Origin of the sequence: Nocardia sp. NPDC058058, assembly GCF_042885355.1 — a bacterium.
Lineage (GTDB): Bacteria > Actinomycetota > Actinomycetes > Mycobacteriales > Mycobacteriaceae > Nocardia.
In genome coordinates, this window is sequence record NZ_JBHVSA010000003.1 from 103,992 (window position 1) to 125,954 (window position 21,963).

Below are 21,963 nucleotides of genomic sequence, written 5' to 3' on the forward strand. Positions count from 1 at the left end.
GGCAACGCGATCGTCATCGCCGAATCGGTGACCCGGAACCCACCGGGTCCGGGAATTACGGCGCTACCTTCTCATCCTCGAGCATCCCGAGTAATTGTTCGCGCAATTCCGGGCCGTCCTGATGCTGGTGGACCGAGACCGCGTGCTCGGCCGCTGCCCGCAGGACCTCGTCTTCCTCGCCGGAAATAGTCAGCGTGCAATTCGCTTCGCTGGGAAACCGACGACAGTCAGCTGTCTTTCTCGTCATCGGGAGAACCTCCTCGCAGATCAACAGTGGTCCCCTCTTCCACGATAGACCCGGGAGCACCCCGCGATGATCGAATCGGGACGCCCGATCGCGCCACTTCAGTCGAAGTCGTACACCGTCACCGCGACCTCCCGAACCAGCAGTTGTTCGGCGATGATCGGCTCGATCCGCTCCCAGCGCCCGCCCGCCAGGCCGCAGCCGATGCGCGGCATATGCACACTCGCCCCGAGCCGCAGCGCATCGTCACCGACCGCCCGCAAACATCGAGCCACCGCGTCATAGCGAATGGGCGGACCGGCACTGCCCGTGCGCATTCCGTGCTGGCCGATCATATTGGCCACCCAGATATCCGCGCGAACCTGAATCAGTTGCGTTGCCCCGAGCCCGAAGTCGTTCCCCGCGCGTTCGCGATGCCAGCCGCGGTAGGCGCGCTCCGGCTCGGGCCACCGCTTCGAGATCGCCAGCACAAACCCCTTGCCCCACCCGCCGAGATCATTGCAGACATGCGCAATGATCTTCGGCCCCTTGGCCTGAGGGTTCGTCGCATCCCCTTTGATCACTCGCAACGTCGACACCTGGCGATGCTGGCACCGGCCACCCCACGCGTCAATCGGGTTTCCCTCACCCGAAGAGCACTGCGCGACCGCGACTTCCACCTCTCAGGTGTGTCTGCCCGTATGCCCGTGCTTGTCCTGAAGGCACCCGCAATACTGCGAAAACCCACCGGTGTCGAACCGAACAATAGTGGTCTGCGCCCGCAGCCCACGCCTTTCCAAATCGGCCCTACTAACCGGCCGAACCCAATGCTCCCGCCGCTCGACATCGGTCGTCTCCAGCATCATCTCATCCTCCCCCAACTGAAAATGACTGTGCAACAAAGCAACCCCGAACCGATCCAAATTCCCGTACTTCTCCAACACCCCCCGAATCTCCTCCAAACAAGCAGCATCCCCATCACCGATAGGCCGAACCCCATCGATATCCTCGAGACTGTTCCACTGCAAGGCATTAAGCGCGACCCGACTCATATCGCCACTCCCAAACACTCGACCCAAACCGTTCCGCCAGATCGTCCCGCCCCACCCACGATCCCCACTAGGGCAGAAGGTCACTGTCCGAGGCGAACGGACGCTGTGTGGCTTGTGCTCAGCAAGGCCAGCTCGCCGTTCTCACGAGCGAGGGTGTGGTTGCCGACGTCTACGCCTGAACTGGCGCATAGCGATTGCACCGTCTGTCGATGTCCATCCGCCAGCAGTAGTTCTGCGAACTCACCATCGCGTTGCCACGACCGCGCCGCTACCCGAGCGGTGGCTGCGACGAGTTGTCCGAAGACCGGCAGAAGGATGAGTGGTCCGCCTACGGCCACGGTCGCCCTCCTGCCTGTGGCATTTACCTTTTTGTTGCTGTCAGCGACCCGCGCGTACATATAGTCCACGGATTGCGCGTAAGCCGTCTGCAGGTACTTGTACGCCTGGTCGACGTTGCCGATCTCCGCGTAAACCGCGGCAAGGCGAAGGCTGATCTGACTACGCATCATGTCCAACGGTGCACCATCGGGGATTGAGGTGGACTTCGCTGCTCCGGCCACCGCCAAATAGCGCACCTCGGCTTCGCTGAGATAGGTCAGTCGCCGATCTGGATCGGTCCCTGGCTCTTGCGCTTTGCCGATGAGCTCGTCACCCGCGCATAAGGCGATGTCGAGCTGCCCAAGAAGTGAGGACTGTTGCGCTTGTCGCTCCCGGTCGGCTGCGCTCTTGAAACCAAGGAAGCCCGAGAGTTGCTCGACACCCGGTTGGGTCGCCTTCTTGACGAGCAACGATCCGAACGCTTTGAGAGCGAACGTAGCGACGGTCGCAGTCGTTACGGGTTCCATCTTCCGCCTTTGTTCGAGCGTGTAGTTCGTTGCGCCGGAACGAGTGTCACGCTCAGTCCTTTCAAACGCCTTAAGAAACAGCGTCTTTGACCGTCCGACCCGGCCCGCCTGGCGGGCGAGGCTCTTGTCCACGGCATGGGTCGAGGGGTTACTCGGGGGCGGTGCCGTAGATCGAGTGGTATTCCTTGGCGAAGGTGCGGCGGCCGAGGAGGTGCCAGGCGAGGCGGGCGGGGAATGGCATGTCGGCGAGGAACTTTCGGCGGGCGGTGGGTGGGACGCCTTGCAGGACGAAGCCCAGGAAGATCAGTTGGCGGTTTTTGGGGATGGCTGCGCGGCCGCGTTCGCCGAGGGCCTCCCATTCGGGGGCGGTCATGACCTGGGCTACGAGGGGCAGGATGGTGGCTTCTTCCTCGGTCATGTGTTCGTCGAGGGCGGCGGCCAGTGCGGACAGGGTGAGGGCGAGGGGTTCGCGCGTCCGAGGGTTCGCTGAGGTGGCGAATTCGGTGGCTTGGCGGTCTGCCCGGGAGATCAGTTCGGCGATGCGCTCGTGCTGTTCTTCCATTCGAAGGATCAGTGCGCCATCGGTTTTCGCGCGCTCGAGCAGGAGCGGCCACATCAGCTCGTCTTCGGCGGAGTGGTGGTGATGCAGGCCGGTGTCGAGTTCGGTCAGGAACTCCACGATGCGGCGGGCGCGGGCGGTGTCCCCGTCGGCGACGCCGCGCACCAGGTCCGGCAGGGCGTCGAAATGGCGGCGGAAGGCGCGGTGGACGAGCACCATATCGGTGGTATCGGGGCGTTCGATGGTCTGGGCTGTGGCGTTCATGGTGCCCACTGTGCGTGGATCCACTTGTAGGACACTTGCAATAGAATCTGCCGCCATGGTGCGGATTCAGGTGCTCGGTTCGCTGACCGCTCAGACCGGGCGTGGCAGTGTGGATCTCGGCGGCCGCCGCCAGCGCGGAGTGCTCACCCTGCTGCTCGTCGCGCGCGGCGCGGTCGTACCGGTCGATCGGCTGATCGATGATCTGTGGCGCGGTGAGCCGCCCACTCGCGCACTCGGCACCTTGCAGGCCTACATCTCGCACCTGCGCAAAGTGCTCGAGCCGGATCGGCTACCCCGCGCACCGGCCACCATTCTGGTCAGCCAGGCTCCGGGCTACGCGCTACGGCTCGCACCCGAAGCGGTGGATGCCTGGCAGTTCGAAGCCGAACTACGCAGCGCGCCAGCGGATCCCGTAGAGCGCAGACGCGCGCTCGAACAAGCTCTGGCCCGATGGCACGGCCAGGCATTCGCCGAGTTCCGCGATGAATCCTGGGCTCGGCCCGAGGCGCACCGACTCGAGGAACTACGCCTTGCCGCTCGCGAACGCCTGGCCGCGACCCTGATCGACCTCGGTGACCCGACCGCCGCCGCCGTGGAAGCCGATGCCCTGACCAGCACCCATCCCTTGCGTGAGGAGGCATGGCGCATCTCGGCGCTGGCCCGGTTCCACGCCGGTCGGCAGGCGGACGCACTCGCCGCGCTCCGCGCCGCCCGGGACATCCTGGCCGATCAACTCGGCATCGACCCCGGCCCGGCCCTGCTCCAACTCGAGGCCGACGTACTGGCGCAACGCATTCCCGTCGAGCTACCCGCACCGGTTCCGCTGCCCGCACCGACCATCGAACCCACCGAGATCCATTCCGAATTCGTCGGCCGGACAAGAGAACTCGATGAGCTCATACGCGCGGCGGTAACGGGCTCACCTCGTGTCGCGGCGGTGATCGGCGAAGCGGGCAGTGGCAAATCGCTTGTGCTCCAGCGATTTCGCGCCGAACTGCTGGCCACCGGCTGGCGCGTGATCACGGGCCGCTGCCCCGAAGAGGATGGCGCACCACCGGCCTGGGCATGGGTGGAGGCGCTGCGCGAACTCACCACCGAAGCCGATCCCGGCGATTACGCCGCCCCGCTGGCGCCTTTGCTGACCGACCGGCGCATCGGACGCGACGCCGACGCCTCGGTCGGCCGATTCCTGCTGCATCGCGCCGTCGGCGCATACCTGGACGAGACAGCGCGGGCACGACCGCTCGCGGTCATGCTCGACGACTTGCACCGCGCCGACCTGGAAACTCTCACCCTGCTGGGCAGCGTGGCGAAGGCGGCGTCAATCCTGATCGTGATCGCCTACCGCCCCGACGAGATCGGCACGCCCCTGGAAGACGCGCTCGCCTCCCTCGCGACCGCGACAGCGACCCGAATACACCTGCGCGGCTTGGATTTCGACGACGCGGCAACCCTCATCCGCGCGGTCGCCGGACATGATCCCGCGCGCACGACAATCGAGGCACTGACCGAGCGCACCGGCGGAAATCCCTTCTACCTCACCGAAAGCGCTCGCCTACTCGCGAGCGAGGGCGCGCTGGTGGCGACTTCGGAAGTACCGCAGGGCGTGCGAGATGTGCTGCGGCGCCGCTTCGCTCGACTACCCGAGGTGAGCGTGTCGGTCTTGCGGCTTGCCGCGGTGATCGGGCGCGAATTCGATATCGAGGTGCTGGTGGGCGCGGCCGAAATCGGCGAGGACGAGGTCCTCGATGCGGTGGAGGCCGGTGTGCTGGCCGGACTGCTCGAGGAACCGGGCTCCGATCACGCGCGATTCACCCACGCGCTCATCCGCGACACCCTGATCGGAGACCTCTCACGCATCCGGCGCAGCCGCTGGCACCTGCGCATCGCAGAATCGATCGAGCGGACCCGGCCCGGCGATCTCTCGGCGCTGGCCCACCATTTCGGGGAGTCGCTCACCGCGGCGACGGCACGGCGCGCCGCGGACGCCGCGCACGCGGCAGCCGACCAGGCCGAACGCCGATTCGCCCACGATGCCGCGGCCGAGAACTACGGTCGCGTCGTCGCCGCGCTCGAGCGGATCAGCGGTGTGAACACTGCCGCCGAGCGAGTCACCGCGCTCTCGCGAATGAGCAGCAGCTACCTCGCCGCGGGTTCAGGCTCGCAGGCGCGCGATGCCCGGGATCGGGCGGTCGCCGCGGCCGATACGCCCGAACTGTCGATCGAGGCGCTCACCGCCTGGGATACACCCACCCCGTGGCTGAATCGCGCCTACGGATATGTCGATCACCGGATGGTCACCTCGATCGAGACCGCGCTGCGCACCGCCGATCTCACCCCGCAGGCGCGGTGCAGACTCCTGGTCGCGCTCGTACGCGAGATCGGCGGCGAGCTGCACGAACGAGCGCGCGAGGCCGCCGCGCACGCCGAGTCCCTGGCACGCGAACTGCATGACCCTCGACTGCTGGGGCTGGCCCTGCAGGCGCGAACCTCGGTGTACGACACCTCGATTCCGCTCGCCGACCGCGACCGGCTCGCCGCGGAATTGATCAGCCTCGGCGAGGACAACTCGCTGCCCGCGTTCTCCCTGATCGGCCGGAACGCCGCACTTCAGGTCGCCGCGGCCGGCGGCGATGTGGACCGCGCGAAAGCCGAACTCGCGGCCGCGACGGTGCTGGCCGACCGCTACCACTGGGCGCAGGCGCGCGCCGCGAACACCATGGGCCTGGCCATGATCGCGCACCAGACGGGGAATCTCGAAGCGGCGGAACAGTATTACGTACAGGCGCACGAAATGTTCAAGCGCCACGGGGTCTTCGACTCCGACGGCAACCTGCTGATCGCGGTGCTGACCATCCGGCTCACACAGGGGCGGATCGGTGAATTCACCGAGCTACTCGCCGAATCCTTTGCGCACCTGGACACCTCGGGCAACGACCTGGCCGTCGACCCGTACGCCCTGGCGCTACTGGCCTCCGGTGACCGGCGCGGCGCGCTGGCGGCGACGCGGGCTCGCCGACCGCTGCGCGACGACTTCTTCCGCTCACTGTTCCTCACCGTGCGCGGTATGGCCGTCGCGGGTCTCGAACAGCGCGCCGACGCGGAACAGATCTACCCGCAGCTGCTCGTCTACTCGGGCCAGATCGCAGGCTCGGACACCGGAGCGCACGCCGTCGGTCCGGTCGACACCGTGCTCGGCGACCTGGCCGCACTGCTCGGCAAACCCGAGCTGGCGGCCGAGCACTACGCGTCCGCCGAACGCCTCGCGCGCCGCTGCGGCTGCCGACAGTGGATCAGCGCCGTGCAACAGCGCATCGGTTTACAAGCCGATCACTAGTCGAATCCGGACGCTGGGTGACACATCATCCAGCAGAAGGAGCGTCGCAATGCCCACCGACCGGCAACTCAAGACCGTCAACACCATTCACCGCGCGGTGATGAAGTTCAGCGGCGGCATCCTCGGCACCACCTTCAAAGGCATGCCGACGATCAAGCTCACCACCATCGGCCGCAAATCCGGCCGCGCGCACACCGTCGTGCTGACCGCACCGATCATCGACGGCGACACCATCGTCATCGTCGCCTCGCGCGGCGGTGACCCCACCGATCCGGCCTGGCTGCACAATCTGCGCGCCAACCCCGCGGTCCGGGTCGCCCGCGGGCAGGGCCCGGATCTGCCGATGACAGCGCACGTGCTGTCACCGGCAGAACGAGACACCCTGTGGCCCGAGGTGATCGCCGCCCACCCCGGCTACGCCGACTACCAGGCGATGACCACCCGCACGATTCCGCTGATCACCCTGCGTCCTCGCACGGACCCGAGGTAGCTACTCCTGACGGAAACAGAGTGTGCCCCATTGGAATCCGGCCCCGATGGCGGAGAGCAGGAACGTATCTCCGGCCTCGATGAGATTCTCACTGCGCGCCCGGTGCAGTGCGGTGAGCACCCCGGCGGACCCGGTATTCCCGAGCGTGTCCAGGGTGACCGGCGCTCGCCGCATCGGCACCCCGAGATCGGCCATGGCGGCGGTGAGAATATTGAGATTGGCCTGATGCAGGAAGAAATGGTCGATATCGGTGACCGCCAATCCGGCTCGATCGACGGCAGCGCGAATGCTGTGCGGCAGCCAGCCGGTCGCGGTGTCCCACACCGCCCGACCGTCCATGCGGAGATAGTGCTCACGATCCGCGACGGTCTGCTCACTGGTCGGCAGCCGGGATCCACCGGCCCGGATTTCCACGCTGTGCGACAGCTCGGATCCGAAGTCCCAGGCCAATATTCCCGCATCGGGGGTGTCGGTGCGGGTCAGCACGATCGCGCCCGCCGCATCACCGAAGAAGACGCCGGTGGTGCGGTTTCGCGGATCGGTCACCCGCGACGCGCAATCGGCCGCGATGACCAGCACCGCGCGCGCCGAGACCTGCAATAGGTGCGCGGCGAGCAGAATCGCTTGCAGCCCATTGGCGCACGCGGCCTGAGTGATGTCGATCGGCAGCGCGCGCCGCGCACCGATGCGATCCTTGACCATCAACGCGGTCGAGGGCAGCGGCTGATCGTAGGTGTAGCTGGCGACGATGACGGCGTCGAGTTCGCCGGGCAGGACGCCCGCCTCCGCGAGCGCCGCCGGAGCCGCCGCCACGCACATATCCGATACCGCCAATTCCGGTGCGAGCCGCCGTCGTTCGCGAATGCCGGTCCGACTCCGGATCCACTCGTCGGAGGTATCCAGCGTGCTGCTCAGATCGGCGTTCGTGACGATGGTGGCGGGCAGATGAACGCTCGAGCCGGCCACCGTCACCGGCAGCGGGCGGGCGACCGGCCACCGAACGGACGACGGACGCGGCTCGACCACCATGCCCGTCACGCGCGGACCTCGCCGGGTGTGACTGCGGTGTTGTATTCGGGGCTGATCAAATGGTCGAGATCGACATAGAACCGCCCCGATTCGCACGGTGTACCGAGCAGAATGCGCCGTGCGGCCGCGGTGACCAGCGCTCCACCGAGCGCCACATCGGACGCCAATTGCGGCCAGCTGCTCAGTGTCCGGCCGATCTCACCGAACGAGGCCGCCAGCTCGGGGCTGATCCGTTCGGCGTCGACCATCGCCAGAATGAGATCCGACTTGGCCTGAGCGGTGAGCTCGGGCAGATCTGCGGCGCGCAGATCGCCGATGCGACCGTGCAACAGCGGCCGGTCGGGCTCGAGATCGAAGCGTTCGATATCGAGCATGCCGCGGTCGTTGCAGTCCATGATCACCGGAATGCCCAGTGCGCGTGCGTATTCCCGGGCCGCGATCTTGACGTACGGGGTGTCGCATTCTTCGACAAGCAGATCGATCGGGGTGCCGTCGCCGTGGAAGAACTCGGTCATGGTGTCATCGGTCAGCCCGGAGGTGATGATCTCGATATCCAGATACGGGTCGATCTCGTACATCTGGCGCGCGCACAGCACCGCCTTGCCCACGCCGAGGTGATGTACGCCCGCGCGCAGCCGGTTCATATTCGACAGACTCAGATCGTCGAAGTCCGCGAGCCGGAACGCACCGCCCACGCCTTCGAGCGCCAGGGTGATGGCGGCGCTGTTGCCGACGGACAACCCGATGATTCCGATCCGATGCTCGCGCAGCTGACGCTGTTGCGGGCGTTCGATTTTCCCGCGATTGCGGTCGGCGCGCACCAACCGGAACTCCTCGCGCGGCAGCACATGAACCAACCTGCCGGACCACGGATACCAGAACCAGCTGCCGTATGCCCACGGCTCGACCCCGGCGAGCTGCGCCTCTATCTTTCGTTCGAGTTCGGGGCCGGTGCTGCGCAGATGCGGTTCGCGGCAAGCGATCAGCTCCGCCAGCTGGGTGTCGATGGTGTCGTACACCGCGGTGATGTGATCCGATTCCAGCAGTGCGGTCAGGGTCGCGTAGTCCGCGGCATGGCACGGCTCGAGCAGCACCGGCTGCCAGACGTCGTGATCCGGTGCGCCCGCCGAGGTGAGAGCCGCTGGTACGGGCGGGTTTTCGGATTCCGCCGCCGCCCATGCGGCGGAGGAGTCGTTCGCGAGCGCCGGGAATCGGTCGCGCAGTGCGCCCACCAGGTCGGTGTACTCACCGGCGCCATCGGCGGTGCGGTGCAGCAGGATCACCACGTCCTCGGTGTACCGCTCGACATAGCAACGGGTTCCGGGCACAGGCGCGAATCCGAACCGGCCGTGGAAGCGATCCTGGCCGTCCTTGGTTCCGGAGGTGCCGATCATGAGCTTGGCACCGAGATGGTGGGCCGCGCCGATCGCGACCGCGTTCAAATACACGCCCAACCCGAGTTTGCGAGCACGATGCTCGACCACCAGCCGACTGTGTTCATAAGTATCGTCGACCCCGGCGCCTTCGGCGGCGAGCAACTGCATGTACTGCTGTTCACCCAGGTGCGCGCGCGATTGGAACAGCTCACCGGTCTCGGGCGTCGACAATCGGATATAGCCCAGCACGGGACCCTGGGCATGCTGGCGGGCAATGAAATGCCATGCGCCGTAATCCAATTCCTGGTCGTCGACGTGTGCGCCGCAGTCGTCGCGGAACTCGGGCCGCCTGCCGTTGTCGTACAGGATGCGCGCCCGCAGTTCTCGTAATCGGCCCACCTGATCCGCGACATCGGCACCGCTGCGCGGTAACCGAAACGCTGAAACATGCCACCGCACATCATGATCGAGGTTGCGGATTTCACGTCGTTCGACAGGCATGCGGGATCCATCAGATGCCGACACGGGCATGGAACCTTTCCGGGAATTCGTGTGAGTGGGTGGCCTGGCGTGAGCGAATGCTTGTGTGTGGGACCGAACGGTGCCGCAGCGCTGATCAGCACTGCGAATTCGGTTGCCAAATAATAGCTTGGGTGAGATGTGAAGTATCCGTAGCGCAGATTCGGCGCGGCGCAGGTGACCCGTGGCATAGCCGCTAAATGGCGATTTTGTCCCCGAATAGTCGGGCTGGAGCCCGATAACTGTGCAATTGCTATGAAGTAGCTGTCTGGAAGAAGATGTATTGGCCGAATATGGTCTGTTGCTTTCGCATTGACATCCACGGTTCGAGTGTTCGGCGATTACCACAGCGAGCCTCGGCCCACAAGGTCATTGAGGTCCGTTTGTGCGGGTCGGTTGCGGCTCGCAGCAGGAGGGTTGCCCGATGGTGGCTGACCAGACTGGTCAGGACTATCGAGGAGAGGGATCGACCGAATGAATGTGGTGAAACGACGGAGCAAATCGCTCGTCGGGCTGGTGATCGTGACCGTCGCGGTGGGTGCCGGGACCGGTGGGGCAGTGGTGACCCGGGTCATCGACGATCGCCGGGCGAGCGCCAATGCTTTGCCGGGCGATCCTGATGTTCCCGTCGTATGCGCGGACAGCCGCCCATCCAAGGTCGATCCCGGCAGCTACGGCATGCAGAACGACGGGTCGTTCCTGCATCCGGCACGCACCTACGTGAACGAGGAGGAACAGCATCCCTTCCCGGGCGGCGGCGAAGACCTGTTTCCCGCGACCGGCGGATACGACCCGAATACCTACAAGAGCGACAATGTGACCGTCGAAGCGCACTACCCCGGCAAGCGGTTCACCCCCGATCCATTCCATTCGTGGCAGAACATCGTGGATTTCGACGGCCGCCGATACATGTTCCAGTACGACCGCAGCGAGGCGCGGGTGTACGACATCACCGACGTCAAGAATGTGCAGGTCGTCGAATCGCTGAGCCGCGACGATGTCGCGGACGCCGCCGGGAACAATGAGGCCGTCGCCGGAAAGGATTGGGCCGCACACGATTTCTGGGGAGCCTCCACGATTCAATGGAGTCCGCGGTACAACGGCTACATCATGGTCCAGAGCTTCGAGATGCGCCGTCAGGTGCCGTTCTGGATGGGCGACACCCCGGACAAGAGCAAATACGCTGCCGCACAAGGCGTTGCCGACGCGCGCGCCGATACTCAGCTCAAAGGCTTCAAAGTCTACAAACTCAACGGTCCCCGCAAGAAGGACTGGGAACTGCTGGCAACGGTGAGCACCGATGAGACACAACAGAATCCACTCGCCCCCGATATGACCAAGCCGCAGCAGGGCTCGGGATCCCTCGACGTGCCGCAGTGGAACGGCGGGCGCTACATGTTCCTCTCCACCGCGCCCGGCGACGACTGGTCACATCAGGAGTATCCGACGTACTTGTACGCCAATGGATTCCAGGTGTGGGACATGGCCGACCCAGCGACGCCCAAGCTCCTGGACACCTGGCATCGCGAAGGCATGCTGCGCGGGGAAGACGCCGCCTACCGCGACAATCCGCGCTGCGGCAACCGCACCTCGTGGATGGGCTCGCGCAACCCGCTCTACATTCCGACCCCGATCGAGGAAGGCGGCAAATACGGTTTCGCGGCCATGGGCGGGTTCGGGCTCTCGATCCTGGACATCTCCGATCCGGCGCACCTGCGCGAGCTGGGCCATCTGGACATCCCCATGTCGGTGTCCGGCACAGAGGCCGACAACGTCGACGTCTCGCAATTCGAAGCGACCGGCATGGTGTACCTGAGCGGCTATCCACTCTCGGAGGACTGCTACGAGCCGTACAAGGACATCTTCCAAATCGACGCCTCGAACCCGTCCAACCCGCGCATCGTCGGACGCCTGCCGCGCCCCAAGCCGCCGACGGGCGCACCGGTGACCGACTACTGCCAGCGCGGCGGCAGCTTCGGCCCCAAACGCAGCGGCTACTACACCTCACCCGGAAACCCGAAAAACGGCCTGCTCACCTACGACTTCTACAACGCCGGCGCACAATTCTTCGACGTCTCCGACCCGCGAAACCCCAAGATCGCAGGCTATTTCGCCCCACCCACCTTCGGCCCCGAAACCGAGGACTGGGCCCGCAGCAACCCCACCCACGGCGTCTACATCGAATACGACCGCAATATCGCCTGGCTCATGACCAACGACGGCATCTACGCCCTCTCATCCCAATCCCTGCTCGGCACACCGAATCTCAGCGCACCCACCGAGCCCTACCGCACCAGCTCACGCTGACGCCGGGTCATCGACTACGTCCTGGAGCGCGTCGATCCGGTCCTGAACCACTTCGGCGCGCGCCACCAACTCGACGCGATCGGGTTCGGTAAGACTCTCGGCTCCAAGCTTCTCGTACACGCACGAGAGCGCGGACCGCAGATTCTCGAGCTCCATCCCTGACTCCACGAACCCACCCTACGGCCGGTTGCGCTCGCGGCTTCACTCGTACGCGTTCGATGGTGCCGGCCGGGTCGGGACCGAAGTGATTCGCACATCGGTCGCGATACCAAGCTGCCCCAGCGTGAGGGGCATCATGCAGTCGCGTACGGGATGGGTGAAGATCGGGTCGAGGTTCGAGTCGGTACGTATCGCCGCGGATTTGAAGTAGGGCCCGAACGGTTGTCCGCCGGACACACTCACGCCGAAACAGTCGACCTCGAGAATGTAGGTGCCCTCGGCGCAGTGTGCGGAGGCTCCGCTCCACCACCGATCGAGTGTGCAGCCTTGCGGGTCGGCGTGTGCCGAGGCCGCCCCGACCGTGGTCGTGGTTGCGGCGGTCGCGATCAGGATTGCTGTAGCGAGGATACGGCGAACAACTGTCATATGATCTCTCCGCTTCCACGGCCGGAAGTGCTTCTCGGCCACAGACGCTAGTGCGTGGCGCGGTTCGACCGGCGAAAGACACGAGCGTTGAGACGATTAGCGGCCGGGAATTCGGTTATGCCGCTTCGGAGACAATGATGGAGAGGACCAATGCACTTCAGACCGAAGCACGTCTTAGCGGCCCTTGCCATTTTGGCAGCCACCTCCGGCACCACCGTCGCCACCGCCCAGCCGCCTGCCAATGAGCCCACCGCCGAGGCGGACGTAACCCAAGCGGTCCGTGACCACACCCGGCACATCGGTGAGCGCTTACCGGTGTTCGGGCACGTCTATTCCGATCTCCCCGCATGGCCCCTGGCGTTCGTCACCGCCGACCCCCAGGAGTTCTACGATCTGCACGGTGTGCGCGTGGAACTGACCGGCCAGGGCGCCCAGACGCTCGCCGCCGGCGACATCTTCACCGGGACGATGACCATCACCGGTCGCACCGGCGTGACGGATCCCGTTGTCTCCCTGGACGATGTACATGTCATCGACCATCGCCCGGCAGGCTGGGGCTGAGGACGACACCCTCACCGAATGAGACCGGTTGTCGCGCACAGCGATAGCGTTCTTCTCGCAGCGGATCGGGTCAAAATGATGAGCCGGTGCCGCCGAACGGGAGGTACGCCCGAACCACGCGCGAGGATCCGAAACCACAGTCCGAGACCACATCCACGCGATAGGTGTCATCGGTGTCATTGCGGCACCAGAAGTCGGTGCACGACACCCAGGGCGCGAGCACGACCGTCGCCGCGGCCGCCGGGGGAGCGGTGACACCGAGCGCCATGGCGACCACCGGACCGGTGATGCCCAACAAGGCTCCGGGCATCGGCGACCGCGGCAGCGGTGGTTTGCTCATCCAGCCCAAGTGCCACGAACTTCGGGCTTGCCAGGTAGATACTCAGACCTCGGCAATGACTCGATCGTGCCGTCCTACCTGTGGCGCAACTGCGAAAACCGCTTTCGCCAAGTATCTTTCGACAGTAGATTGCTCAAACATGGCTGAGCAGCCTGAGGATTCACTGCAGAATCCACACGACACCTACTTCCGACACGTCATGTCCGAGGCCACCGCCGCCTCGGGCGAACTGCGCACCGTCATACCGGAATCGGTTGCGGCGGACATCGACTGGTCCACCATGGAACAACAGTCGTGCAGTTTCGTGCCGAAGGAATTGCAGTCTCGTTTCACCGACGTCCTCTACCGACCCGATGGAAGTGCCGCGACGCCTTCGTCTTCATCCTGATGGAGCACCAGAGCAGATCCGACCAGTTGATGGCGTTTCGAATGCTCGAATACATGGTCGCCATCTGGAACCGCTACCTCCGCCTCAACCAGGGCGCCCGCCGCCTCCCCGCGGTGATTCCCGTAGTCGTGCACTGCGATCCGAACGGCCTCCGCTGGCGCGCCCCCACCGAACTCTCCGACCTACTCGACATCGACCCCGCCGCCCGCACGTCCCTGGGCGACCACCTACCCCGACTCCGTTTCATCCTCGACGACCTCGGCGCCACAGACGTAGCAGCCCTACGCGCCCGACAACTGAGCCCAGTCACCAAGGTGCTGTTGATAACCCTGAAAATCGCCCCCGGCAACGCCCAACTGGGCCACGACCTGCTGCCCCTAGCCCATGAGCTGCGCCTGCTACTCGAACAACACCCAGCCGAATTCGACCAGGTAATGACGTATCTTTGGGGAGTCGGCAAAACCAATCTCGATGGGTTCGAACCGCTGATCGACCAGCTCGGTCCACGCGCGAAGGAGAAGATGATGACCGCCGCCGAACAATTCCGCATCGAAGGTCGCGCGGAGGGCCGCATCGAAGAACGCGTGGAGATTTTGCTCGACCTACTGGCATCCAAGTTCGGAACGGTGCCCGACCGGATCATCACGCTCATTTCTGGAGCTGAGCCGGCGCAGTTACGGAAGTGGTGCACGCGGGTACTCGCCGCGAACACGCTCGACGAGGTCTTTGCCGAGTAGTGCCTTGCATTTGCCGGGACGGCTTCTGCGGCGCGCACGTGTGGCGATGACGTAGGGGAGAAGGTTTAGCGTCGTGTCATCTGTCGCATCCCTTGTCGCAGCCTGTGTCGTAGATCTTGTCCGAGGGAAAGTCGTAGCCGCTCGGCTCATAGGGTCTCCGTGCGTAAACCGGGGTCTGGTTCGGGGTATCCCCTGATGCGGAGGCGGCGCGCCGTGGGCACGATGGTGTGAAAGCTGTTCGAGCGCTCCGCATCACCGTGCCGGGCGTATCGGCATGAGGAGGAATGATGACCGCGGGCGGGTACTACTACGGGCAGGATTCGGGGCTGACTGCGGGCGGGAATCCGGCCGGGATCGGTGGTCGCGCCGCGGCCAGGTTCATCGATTGGATTATCGCGGGCATCGTGGGCGCGATTCTGTTTTGGGTGATGGGCTTGATTCCGGGGGTCCCGGGGTGGGTCGATGTGCTGCCCGGGGCCGCATTCGGGTTCTTGTACTTCGTATTCTTCGAGGTGTCGAGCGGTGCGACGCCGGGCAAACGAATCCTGGGTCTGCATGTCAATGGCGCCGGTGCTTCCGCCAAGCCGAGTGTTGCCGAGTCGGCCAAACGTAATGCCTACATGCTGCTGAATCTGATTCCGTGGATCGGCGGGCTGCTGTGGTTCGCCTCGGCGATCGCCATCGCGGTGACGGTCAGCGGGAGTTCGACCAAACAGGGCTGGCACGACAACTTCGCCGGCGGTACGCAGGTAGTGAAGTCCTGATCCGGGCGTCTCGGCCGGATCGCGTTTATCCGGCCGAGACCGAAAGGTCACGAATCGGGCGCGGCGCAATGGCCATCGATTGAATACTCCCGCAAACCATTGCTGAGAAGTTGCGGGAAGGCGTAGTTTCAGATTCCGTCGATCGCGACAGTGGCAGTGCGAACACGAGGTCTGCGCCATTCCGGCGTGAACGCGACGCGGATCAGGGTCGGGGACCCGCTGTGGAGGATCGACAATGAGCCAATATCCGCGTCCGACAACAGAATTGACAATTCCACGGGACCGCGTGGAAACCCGATTCGGCCGAGTCCTGATCGTGGAGACCAACCCGGCGATGGCCGAACTCGCGGTCCTGGTCCTCACCAAAGCCGGTCACGAGGCATTCGCCACCGCCACCGCCCAGGACGCACTCACGGTATCCCGTCAGTGGCACCCGGACCTGGTCCTGCTCGAGCTGGCCCTGCCCGACTTCTCCGGCACCCATCTGTGCCGCCAGCTGCGCCGCCAAGCCCCGGTCCCGGTCATCGCCTCCTCCCTGGACAGCGACCCCAGCGAAATCAGCGCCGTCTACGCCGCGGGCGCCTGCGCCTACCTCCCCAAACCCTTCCGCGTCAGCGCGCTACTCGACCATATCCACACCTGCCTCGGCCCCACCGCTCGCGCGTAATCGCCACCCGCCAAACGCTAATTCGTAGCGTTGGTTACGTGTGCCGCAAACGAAACTAACTAAACCAAATGAAACCCGCCTGACCGCCGATAAGTGAACCTTATCGGAGGTTGTACTCATGCTGATGATTTGAATAGCCCTGTCGGGGTTTGCTTCTCGTGTACCACCGCGTCGCCAGAAGCCATGGCATAAGGGGCGCTGTGAGCTTGGTCCGCGCGGTCGGCCGGGCACCTTGCCCGACCGGTGATGTCACGTGGCGCAGCGGCCCGAAGAGTTGGAACCGGTCGGCATCTCACTGCGTGGCGGGGCCATGGTTCCAGATGGCACATGAGCCGAATCCAGACCTCAACCCTCCTGTATCAAGGGTCCAAGTAGCCGAGTTGAGTGCTCCATGTTGAGGATATTTGGACTGTGTGTCATGTCGTTGTGATTCGTTTGCCGCTTGTCGGATTCGATTGCGCGGCATGACGTCCGGCCGACACAACTCGTCGACCACGCGCACCGACCGGGCCAGAGTGCGGTGTTCACTACCGTGGTGTATGTGCTGACCAGCGGTTCTGCATGGCGTATGTTGCCGCCGTCGTTCGATGTCACCGTGTCGACCGCGCATCGCCGGTTCACCATGTGGACCAAGGCCGGATTGTGGTGGCGTCTACACCGCGTTGTGCTCGACGAGCCGTGATCGACTGGTTCGCTGACGTGGTCGACGTAGCGTCGGTGCGGGCGAAAAGCGGGGGGGAGATCGTGCGCTTTCTGACACTCGCCCTAGTGCTTACCTTGCTACAAGAAACTGACGAAGTCGAAATCGATGACATGAAACACGGTCTTAGCCCCAATCCCAGGTGTCTGGGTGGACGCGCAGGAATGCTTCGATGCACCCGTCCTGGAAACCCTGTGCAGGTGCGTATCCAAAGAGTCGACCACCCGTGCCGATATCGCGAAATAGCGCGTGCATCCGCACCAGCAGGAGTGGATTGTTTGTCCAGTATTCGCTGGTGACAGTCATCGCGGCGGTCAGCAGCGGCCACGGGAATACGTCAGGCCAGGAATTGATGTCGTTTAGATACCTCATCGCATTCGGTAACAACAGGTCGAGGCCCTGACCATAGGTAAGCAGTACAGCAACGCCGCCATCATCGAGTGATCCGATGGGAACCGCTCGAAGCGCCTGCACACGACTCACAAGCTCCTTCGTGAGTTCGGGCTCCGGTGTCCATGGCTGCTCTTCCAACTGATCGAGCGACAGTTCCTGCTCGGCGTCCCCACAAATGGTCCAGCGACCACTCTCCCGACGTAGTGTCATCACCATGACCTCGTCGCTTCTATATTGGTTGGTGATACGCCCTAGCGCGAGATTTCCGAACACCTGGACACGTTGCACTTCGATCTCGGGCAATGCAGCGAAGGTGACTACTTCGTTCGGATCAGGAAACTCGTCCAGAAGATTTTCCGCAGCATTTGAGCACAGGGTCGCTGCCATCATGTGCGGAGAACCCGCGGCCGCAGCATTTGAGAACGCAAATAGAAGTTCCCGGATCTGTATTTCGTCCGCGCTCTGCGGGGTCATCGGAGTTCCTCTCAGCCTGCATCCTTGTCGGTGAAGAGTAGGGAGCTGACCCACAGCAGCCAGGTGCGGACCTCGGTCGCGGGTAGATGCTACGGGTTGGCGGCGGCGAGTCGTCCTGACGGGTCCACCGCCGTCTTCGCGAGTGTCGGCGACTACTGCCGTGACCTGCGTTGGGCTGTGCCGGGAAAGAGCCACTGGTCGATCAAGTTTCAGATGCAAGTTAGTCGCTACCCCAGAATTGGTGGTAGCTGTCGTCGAGGGGTCCGACGAATCCGCCACGCACCGGTATTGCGAGCAGAACACCGATCATCGCGCGGGCGACGGGCCGCTGTTGACCTGTGCGCTGATGCTACTCACGTCGGCACCGGCGATATCGGCCAGAAGGCGATCCTGACGGCGGAGCAGTTGTAGCAGTGCCACGGCTATGTCGGTGAGTGTCACCGTGCGACCGTGAGCGGCGGTAACACTCTCGATGATCAGGGCGTTAAGGCTGTCGGCGGCGGCGAACGTAGCGTCGTTGAGGTCCCATACGCGCGAGGTCTGGCCCTGGTAATCGTGGCCGTTCGTCAGTTTTGCGGTGAATACCGGATGTGATGAAGTGCCCTCAAATTTGTCGCTGGTGCCGGGAATCGCTATTGCGATGACCTCCAGGAACTCCGCGAGTGTCGGCACTGCATCAAGGTCGTCGTGCACTGCGGTGACTATTTCGTGGAGGTGGCTAGACGCCTGTTCGCAGGCGTGGAGTGGGAGTATATCTCTCGTCATTTTGATCCTCCAGCGCTGCGAGGGCCTGCGTACATCTCGGTCACGACCAGTTCACGAATCGCGACGGAATCTGTTTATGCACAAGTGGTATTGTCCGACCTGTGTTGGGAGGGTGGTGGGCGCAACGCAGTGCCGACACACCCACACGTTGATCCAGTGATGCTCCCTGCGGACAATTTACCCACCGTTCAAGGTTGGGAAGTCCAGTGCAATAACACACCCGATGACGTTCCGAAGAATCGAGTTGCTCAGCGGCAGTAAACAAACGGCTCCTTCTCGTAGTTTGACTGCGGGCGAAGCGTCGGGACATCATCAGGATGATCGACCAGGTGACCCAAGCTTGATGGTGTTTGGGGAGTCGGTCGTATGTATGCGCCGCCGGCCTAGATCAGGACGATCGCTGTGAACAGCTCTTACCGCGCGTGAGGGCGGCGCGGGCTTCGTCGCGGCGGTTCTGTAGCCATGGCCAGACACACAGGGTGATTCTGTAGACGACCGCAGACAAACCAGGCAGCGGATCGGAATCGGCGAATGGCACGGACAGGCCCTGCATCGCGGGCGCGAATTCGACCGGGACTACGAGCACGGTCGGCGGAATGGCATTGGCTGCGGATCGGGAAACCATCAGCACCCGATCAGCGCCGAATGAGGGTCCGACACACTGTTTTGATTACACCCATGTATCTCAGCTGCTTGCCGTACGAACATCAGGGCTGGACAGGGAACATTCAGGGCTGGACAGGGAACATACCGAGCAGCCCCGCTGCGAGGTTCGGGACGGCGATCAGGCCGTGACCTTGAACGCGGGTGTGCGGTCCGACTGCTGTGGGATCTACCGATCCGTAAGCGGCGACCGCGGCAGGGCCACAACGTGGCCGACCATCGTCATCTTCGTCGTAATCGATGTCCGCGCGCCATGTCAGTATCGCGTCCACTTCAGCCCGATGTGGCTCACCAATGAATGTATCGCGCTCCAACGCGTCTCCAAACATACACAGCCGCACCAATTTGCCGTTCTCAGCCATAGCCCACCCGTCGCAACCGTAGTCCGCGCCGTACCAGTGGGCGGCGCCGAATCGAAGACTCAGCTGTTCCAGCTCGGAGGGTGTGGATCCAGTGGAACCTATTGAAACCGCATGACCGTAGATGAGTGTCCAGCCATCCCATTGCGGAGTCACATACACAACACCCGAACCGGACGCGGCATCGGCGAGGTCCTGGGTCGCGGGGATCGACCAGGTGAGGCCAAGTTCATCAAGCAATGCCGCGTGGTCCCCAGTAGGCACGGCCACCCAGTTGCAGAGAAGATCACCGTTGTTCTCGCTGAGCGGACGAGGTGCCTCAGCCGCGCTCAAGTCTCGCAGCATCTGTTGCAACGTCCCCTGGTCGTCAACATCTAGGGCGCGCCAGCCGCCCAGATCGGCCACTGCGGACAGGTCTCCAGTGGCGAGTCGACGCGCGATCGAGGTCAAGGTCTCGTTCTCGGGCATCGCTTATCAATACACGCGTGAAGCATCGGTGACCAGTCTCCGATTATTGCCAACTCTGGGAAGGCGCACCCATGCGTTGAATGTTGCGTACCGCCGATCGCCTCACATGCTGGATTGATTTGCTCGGAATAAGGGCATCCTCGGTTGGCTCGCCGACCACGACCTCACGTTACCGACCTGCGGTCAAGCCGATATCGACGCCTGCTTCATCGAGCAGCATCCACACCCGAAACTTCCTGCGCGCCTTTCTGTATTGGTGTATGGGCCGCAGACTCAACAAGCGATTCCGGCTTCCGCCCGCAGTGAAACGTGAGGGTATTCCGTTGCCGCAGCAGCGCATCGAACTGCTCGGGCGCCTGCTGGTCAAGCACGACAAACCCTTCAAGCCCGCCCGGCAACGGCGATCATACTGCTCTCCGCCCAACCGCACGATCGAGGACTTGATCGCTAAGGACGACCAAGTCCTACTCCGGCTTGGCGAGCCGGCATCCCCGGTCCCCGGACCGGTCGCGGACCTGCTGCTGGAATGGGGCACTAGCCGGACTAACATGAAGACTGCGGCCAACCGCGAATCACACTGGTTGCTTTCCGGGCGTCGCGCCAGCCAGCCGATGCACCCTCAAACCTTGTCCGCCACCTCGGAATTCCCAACGACGCGGCCCGCATAGGGACGCGGCGTCAACTCGTCCTCGAAATGCCCGCCCCAGTTGCCGCCGACGCCCTCAACTACCACTACACCACCACAACCAGACTCCGCCGCCCAGACCGGCGGCGACTGGAGCCGCTATGCCAACGACGCCCGCCCAAGATCACCTAGGGGTTGGAAGCCAGACACATCCCGCGACAGTTGATAGGTGACCTCACCAGTCCGGATTCCCTGATGCTGGGCAACGAGCCGAGGGATGGGACGAGTCCAGGACGCTCCAGTTGTGAAGCACGTCGGAATCGGGCGATCAAGGCTGCTCGTCATCCGAAGCCGCACGGATTCCCCATGGTCGACGTGTAGTCGCCGCCGGGCCACTGGAAGTAGTAGAGGGTCTCTTCATTGGCTATCGGCCAGATCATAAGGAAGCAGATTGCTACTAGGGAATAGACGATCAACGCCCACCAGGGAGCCACCGCACGCTGTAGCAGCAGGATGCCGATCGCGGTAACGGGAACCAGGGTGTAGATGATCGTGCCGCACAGCGCTATCCAGAAGGGGTAGCCCTTCGAGTAGTGCACCATTGATTCGGGAGATGGGTGGCCCCCGTGCCAGTGGGCTTTTGCTGCGGTGCACGCATCGTGGGTGGCATTGTCAGCTGAGGACTGCAATGAATCCATCCATGCATGGAATCTCTGCGATGCGAGAAACAGAAGGACAGGTAAAGGCGTCACAGACCATCGCAGCCCATGCCAACGAATCTGATTGCTCAAAATCCCTCGATTACGGTTTGTTGTCGATCAAAGCAACCTCAGCAACCAGCACCATCGCCTATCCTGCGGCCCTGTACGAAGTGCCCGCAGCATGACGTCATTCAATCAAATCGGGTAGCTGACCACTGTTCCCAGCAGTGGCTGCCCCTTCGCCGCCGCGACCACGGTAGGTTCGGGCTTATTCTGGATCCGGCCAACGGTATTGGATCTCGGCTGCGAAGACCTCACGCATCATCTTGCGATTGATGCTGCCGTCGCAGCTGACCAGCCACCGTTTCGGGATCGCCGGGTTCTTCATGATGTCCACTGTCATCCCCGGTCGCTGGATTCCATCAGGACAGTCAGATAGATAGCTGGTGCGGTGGCCCATTGCAACACCAGCACAAGAACCGGGCCAAGAGACGACGGGGCGTTGCGGGTCTGCGATCGAGGGTGTGGAACGCCCACGCTTCGCCCTGCCGCAGCCTCGCGAGCGCAGCAGGTGGTCGAGGGGATTCACGCCGGCGAAGGCGACCCGAATCAGCACCTCATCGCGACCGCGGACCGGATCGGGTCGATCAAAGAATTCCTGCACCTCGGGCCCACCGTATCTGCCGAAACCCAGGGATGACGCGTTGTGAGCTCTGATGAATCTCCCGATCTCGTTCGCCTGCATGATGATTTGCGTGTCGAGTACGGGCAA

General features: G+C 63.7%; 23 protein-coding genes and 1 pseudogene. 10 read left to right on the forward strand and 14 right to left on the reverse strand.

Features of this window, described 5'->3' with window-relative positions; translation table 11 throughout:
- Positions 1-55: 55 nt before the first annotated feature.
- From ACFVUS_RS24035 to ACFVUS_RS24050, 4 genes are all read right to left on the reverse strand, one after another.
- Positions 56-247 (reverse strand): DUF1059 domain-containing protein, encoded by a 192-nt coding sequence (locus ACFVUS_RS24035; RefSeq protein WP_387770487.1) that lies wholly within the window; start codon positions 245-247, stop codon positions 56-58.
- A gap of 98 nt (positions 248-345) precedes the next feature.
- Positions 346-822, reverse strand: coding sequence for a macro domain-containing protein (locus ACFVUS_RS24040; protein WP_387770490.1), 477 nt, complete (start codon positions 820-822; stop codon positions 346-348).
- A gap of 533 nt (positions 823-1,355) precedes the next feature.
- Entirely contained in the window at positions 1,356-2,252 is an 897-nt protein-coding gene (locus ACFVUS_RS24045; protein WP_387770493.1) for a hypothetical protein, read from the reverse strand.
- Positions 2,253-2,268: 16 nt separating this feature from the next.
- Positions 2,269-2,943, reverse strand: a complete 675-nt coding sequence (locus tag ACFVUS_RS24050; protein WP_387770496.1) for a hemerythrin domain-containing protein — start codon at positions 2,941-2,943, stop codon at positions 2,269-2,271.
- A gap of 55 nt (positions 2,944-2,998) precedes the next feature.
- Between ACFVUS_RS24050 and ACFVUS_RS24055 the strand changes: the two genes are divergently transcribed.
- Positions 2,999-6,280, forward strand: a complete 3,282-nt coding sequence (locus ACFVUS_RS24055; RefSeq protein WP_387770499.1) for a BTAD domain-containing putative transcriptional regulator — start codon at positions 2,999-3,001, stop codon at positions 6,278-6,280.
- A gap of 49 nt (positions 6,281-6,329) precedes the next feature.
- Positions 6,330-6,770: a nitroreductase/quinone reductase family protein gene (locus ACFVUS_RS24060; RefSeq protein ID WP_387770502.1), complete on the forward strand. Its 441-nt coding sequence runs from the start codon at positions 6,330-6,332 to the stop codon at positions 6,768-6,770.
- Here the strand turns inward: ACFVUS_RS24060 and ACFVUS_RS24065 are convergent, their stop codons facing one another.
- Both ACFVUS_RS24065 and ACFVUS_RS24070 read right to left on the reverse strand, forming a co-directional pair.
- On the reverse strand, positions 6,771-7,799 hold the full coding sequence (locus ACFVUS_RS24065) for a 3-oxoacyl-ACP synthase III family protein (RefSeq protein ID WP_387774660.1): 1,029 nt from the start codon (positions 7,797-7,799) through the stop codon (positions 6,771-6,773).
- Positions 7,800-7,804: 5 nt separating this feature from the next.
- Positions 7,805-9,676, reverse strand: coding sequence for a ThiF family adenylyltransferase (locus ACFVUS_RS24070; protein ID WP_387770505.1), 1,872 nt, complete (start codon positions 9,674-9,676; stop codon positions 7,805-7,807).
- A gap of 492 nt (positions 9,677-10,168) precedes the next feature.
- Here ACFVUS_RS24070 and ACFVUS_RS24075 point away from each other — a divergent pair, with 492 nt between their 5' ends.
- Positions 10,169-12,001, forward strand: a complete 1,833-nt coding sequence (locus tag ACFVUS_RS24075; protein WP_387770508.1) for a hypothetical protein — start codon at positions 10,169-10,171, stop codon at positions 11,999-12,001.
- Here ACFVUS_RS24075 and ACFVUS_RS24080 read toward each other — a convergent pair.
- Together ACFVUS_RS24080 and ACFVUS_RS24085 are read right to left on the reverse strand one after the other, a co-directional pair.
- Positions 11,993-12,157, reverse strand: coding sequence for a hypothetical protein (locus tag ACFVUS_RS24080; protein ID WP_364650784.1), 165 nt, complete (start codon positions 12,155-12,157; stop codon positions 11,993-11,995). The genes ACFVUS_RS24075 and ACFVUS_RS24080 overlap by 9 nt on opposite strands.
- Before the next feature lie 45 nt (positions 12,158-12,202).
- Entirely contained in the window at positions 12,203-12,586 is a 384-nt protein-coding gene (locus ACFVUS_RS24085) for a hypothetical protein (protein ID WP_387770511.1), read from the reverse strand.
- 150 nt (positions 12,587-12,736) lie between these two features.
- Here ACFVUS_RS24085 and ACFVUS_RS24090 point away from each other — a divergent pair, with 150 nt between their 5' ends.
- Positions 12,737-13,147: a hypothetical protein gene (locus ACFVUS_RS24090; protein ID WP_387770514.1), complete on the forward strand. Its 411-nt coding sequence runs from the start codon at positions 12,737-12,739 to the stop codon at positions 13,145-13,147.
- Between the two features lie 70 nt (positions 13,148-13,217).
- On the opposite strand, the gene ACFVUS_RS24095 is transcribed toward ACFVUS_RS24090, so the two are convergent.
- Entirely contained in the window at positions 13,218-13,487 is a 270-nt protein-coding gene (locus ACFVUS_RS24095; protein ID WP_387770517.1) for a hypothetical protein, read from the reverse strand.
- Positions 13,488-13,626: 139 nt separating this feature from the next.
- On the opposite strand from ACFVUS_RS24095, the gene ACFVUS_RS24100 reads away from it, so the two are divergent.
- The 5 genes and pseudogenes from ACFVUS_RS24100 to ACFVUS_RS24120 all read left to right on the forward strand — a co-directional run.
- On the forward strand, positions 13,627-13,875 hold the full coding sequence (locus ACFVUS_RS24100; RefSeq protein WP_387770520.1) for an Rpn family recombination-promoting nuclease/putative transposase: 249 nt from the start codon (positions 13,627-13,629) through the stop codon (positions 13,873-13,875).
- Positions 13,875-14,612, forward strand: a complete 738-nt coding sequence (locus ACFVUS_RS24105) for an Rpn family recombination-promoting nuclease/putative transposase (RefSeq protein WP_387770523.1) — start codon at positions 13,875-13,877, stop codon at positions 14,610-14,612. Before ACFVUS_RS24100 ends, ACFVUS_RS24105 begins: the two co-directional genes overlap by 1 nt.
- Positions 14,613-14,899: 287 nt before the next feature.
- Positions 14,900-15,376 carry an RDD family protein gene (locus tag ACFVUS_RS24110; RefSeq protein WP_387770526.1) on the forward strand — a complete coding sequence of 159 codons (477 nt, stop codon included), beginning with the start codon at positions 14,900-14,902 and terminating at the stop codon, positions 15,374-15,376.
- Positions 15,377-15,662: 286 nt separating this feature from the next.
- The gene (locus ACFVUS_RS24115; RefSeq protein WP_387770529.1) at positions 15,663-16,043 is read left to right on the forward strand and encodes a response regulator transcription factor; all 381 of its coding nucleotides are present in this window, start codon (positions 15,663-15,665) and stop codon (positions 16,041-16,043) included.
- Positions 16,044-16,560: 517 nt separating this feature from the next.
- Positions 16,561-16,787: pseudogene (locus ACFVUS_RS24120) on the forward strand (transposase); the annotation flags it as partial.
- Between the two features lie 82 nt (positions 16,788-16,869).
- On the opposite strand, the gene ACFVUS_RS24125 reads toward ACFVUS_RS24120, so the two are convergent.
- From ACFVUS_RS24125 to ACFVUS_RS24140, 4 genes are all read right to left on the reverse strand, one after another.
- Positions 16,870-17,610, reverse strand: a complete 741-nt coding sequence (locus tag ACFVUS_RS24125) for a contact-dependent growth inhibition system immunity protein (protein WP_387770532.1) — start codon at positions 17,608-17,610, stop codon at positions 16,870-16,872.
- Positions 17,611-17,916: 306 nt separating this feature from the next.
- Entirely contained in the window at positions 17,917-18,303 is a 387-nt protein-coding gene (locus ACFVUS_RS24130) for a hypothetical protein (protein WP_387770535.1), read from the reverse strand.
- Positions 18,304-19,103: 800 nt separating this feature from the next.
- Positions 19,104-19,865, reverse strand: coding sequence for a hypothetical protein (locus tag ACFVUS_RS24135; protein WP_387770538.1), 762 nt, complete (start codon positions 19,863-19,865; stop codon positions 19,104-19,106).
- Positions 19,866-20,831: 966 nt separating this feature from the next.
- Complete coding sequence (locus ACFVUS_RS24140; protein WP_387770541.1) at positions 20,832-21,188, reverse strand: hypothetical protein; 357 nt, start codon at positions 21,186-21,188, stop codon at positions 20,832-20,834.
- 20 nt (positions 21,189-21,208) lie between these two features.
- On the opposite strand from ACFVUS_RS24140, the gene ACFVUS_RS24145 reads away from it, so the two are divergent.
- A complete protein-coding gene (locus tag ACFVUS_RS24145) occupies positions 21,209-21,376 on the forward strand; it encodes a hypothetical protein (RefSeq protein WP_387770544.1) in 168 nt (55 codons plus the stop codon).
- Between the two features lie 83 nt (positions 21,377-21,459).
- On the opposite strand, the gene ACFVUS_RS24150 is transcribed toward ACFVUS_RS24145, so the two are convergent.
- On the reverse strand, positions 21,460-21,963 hold the full coding sequence (locus ACFVUS_RS24150) for a hypothetical protein (RefSeq protein WP_387770547.1): 504 nt from the start codon (positions 21,961-21,963) through the stop codon (positions 21,460-21,462).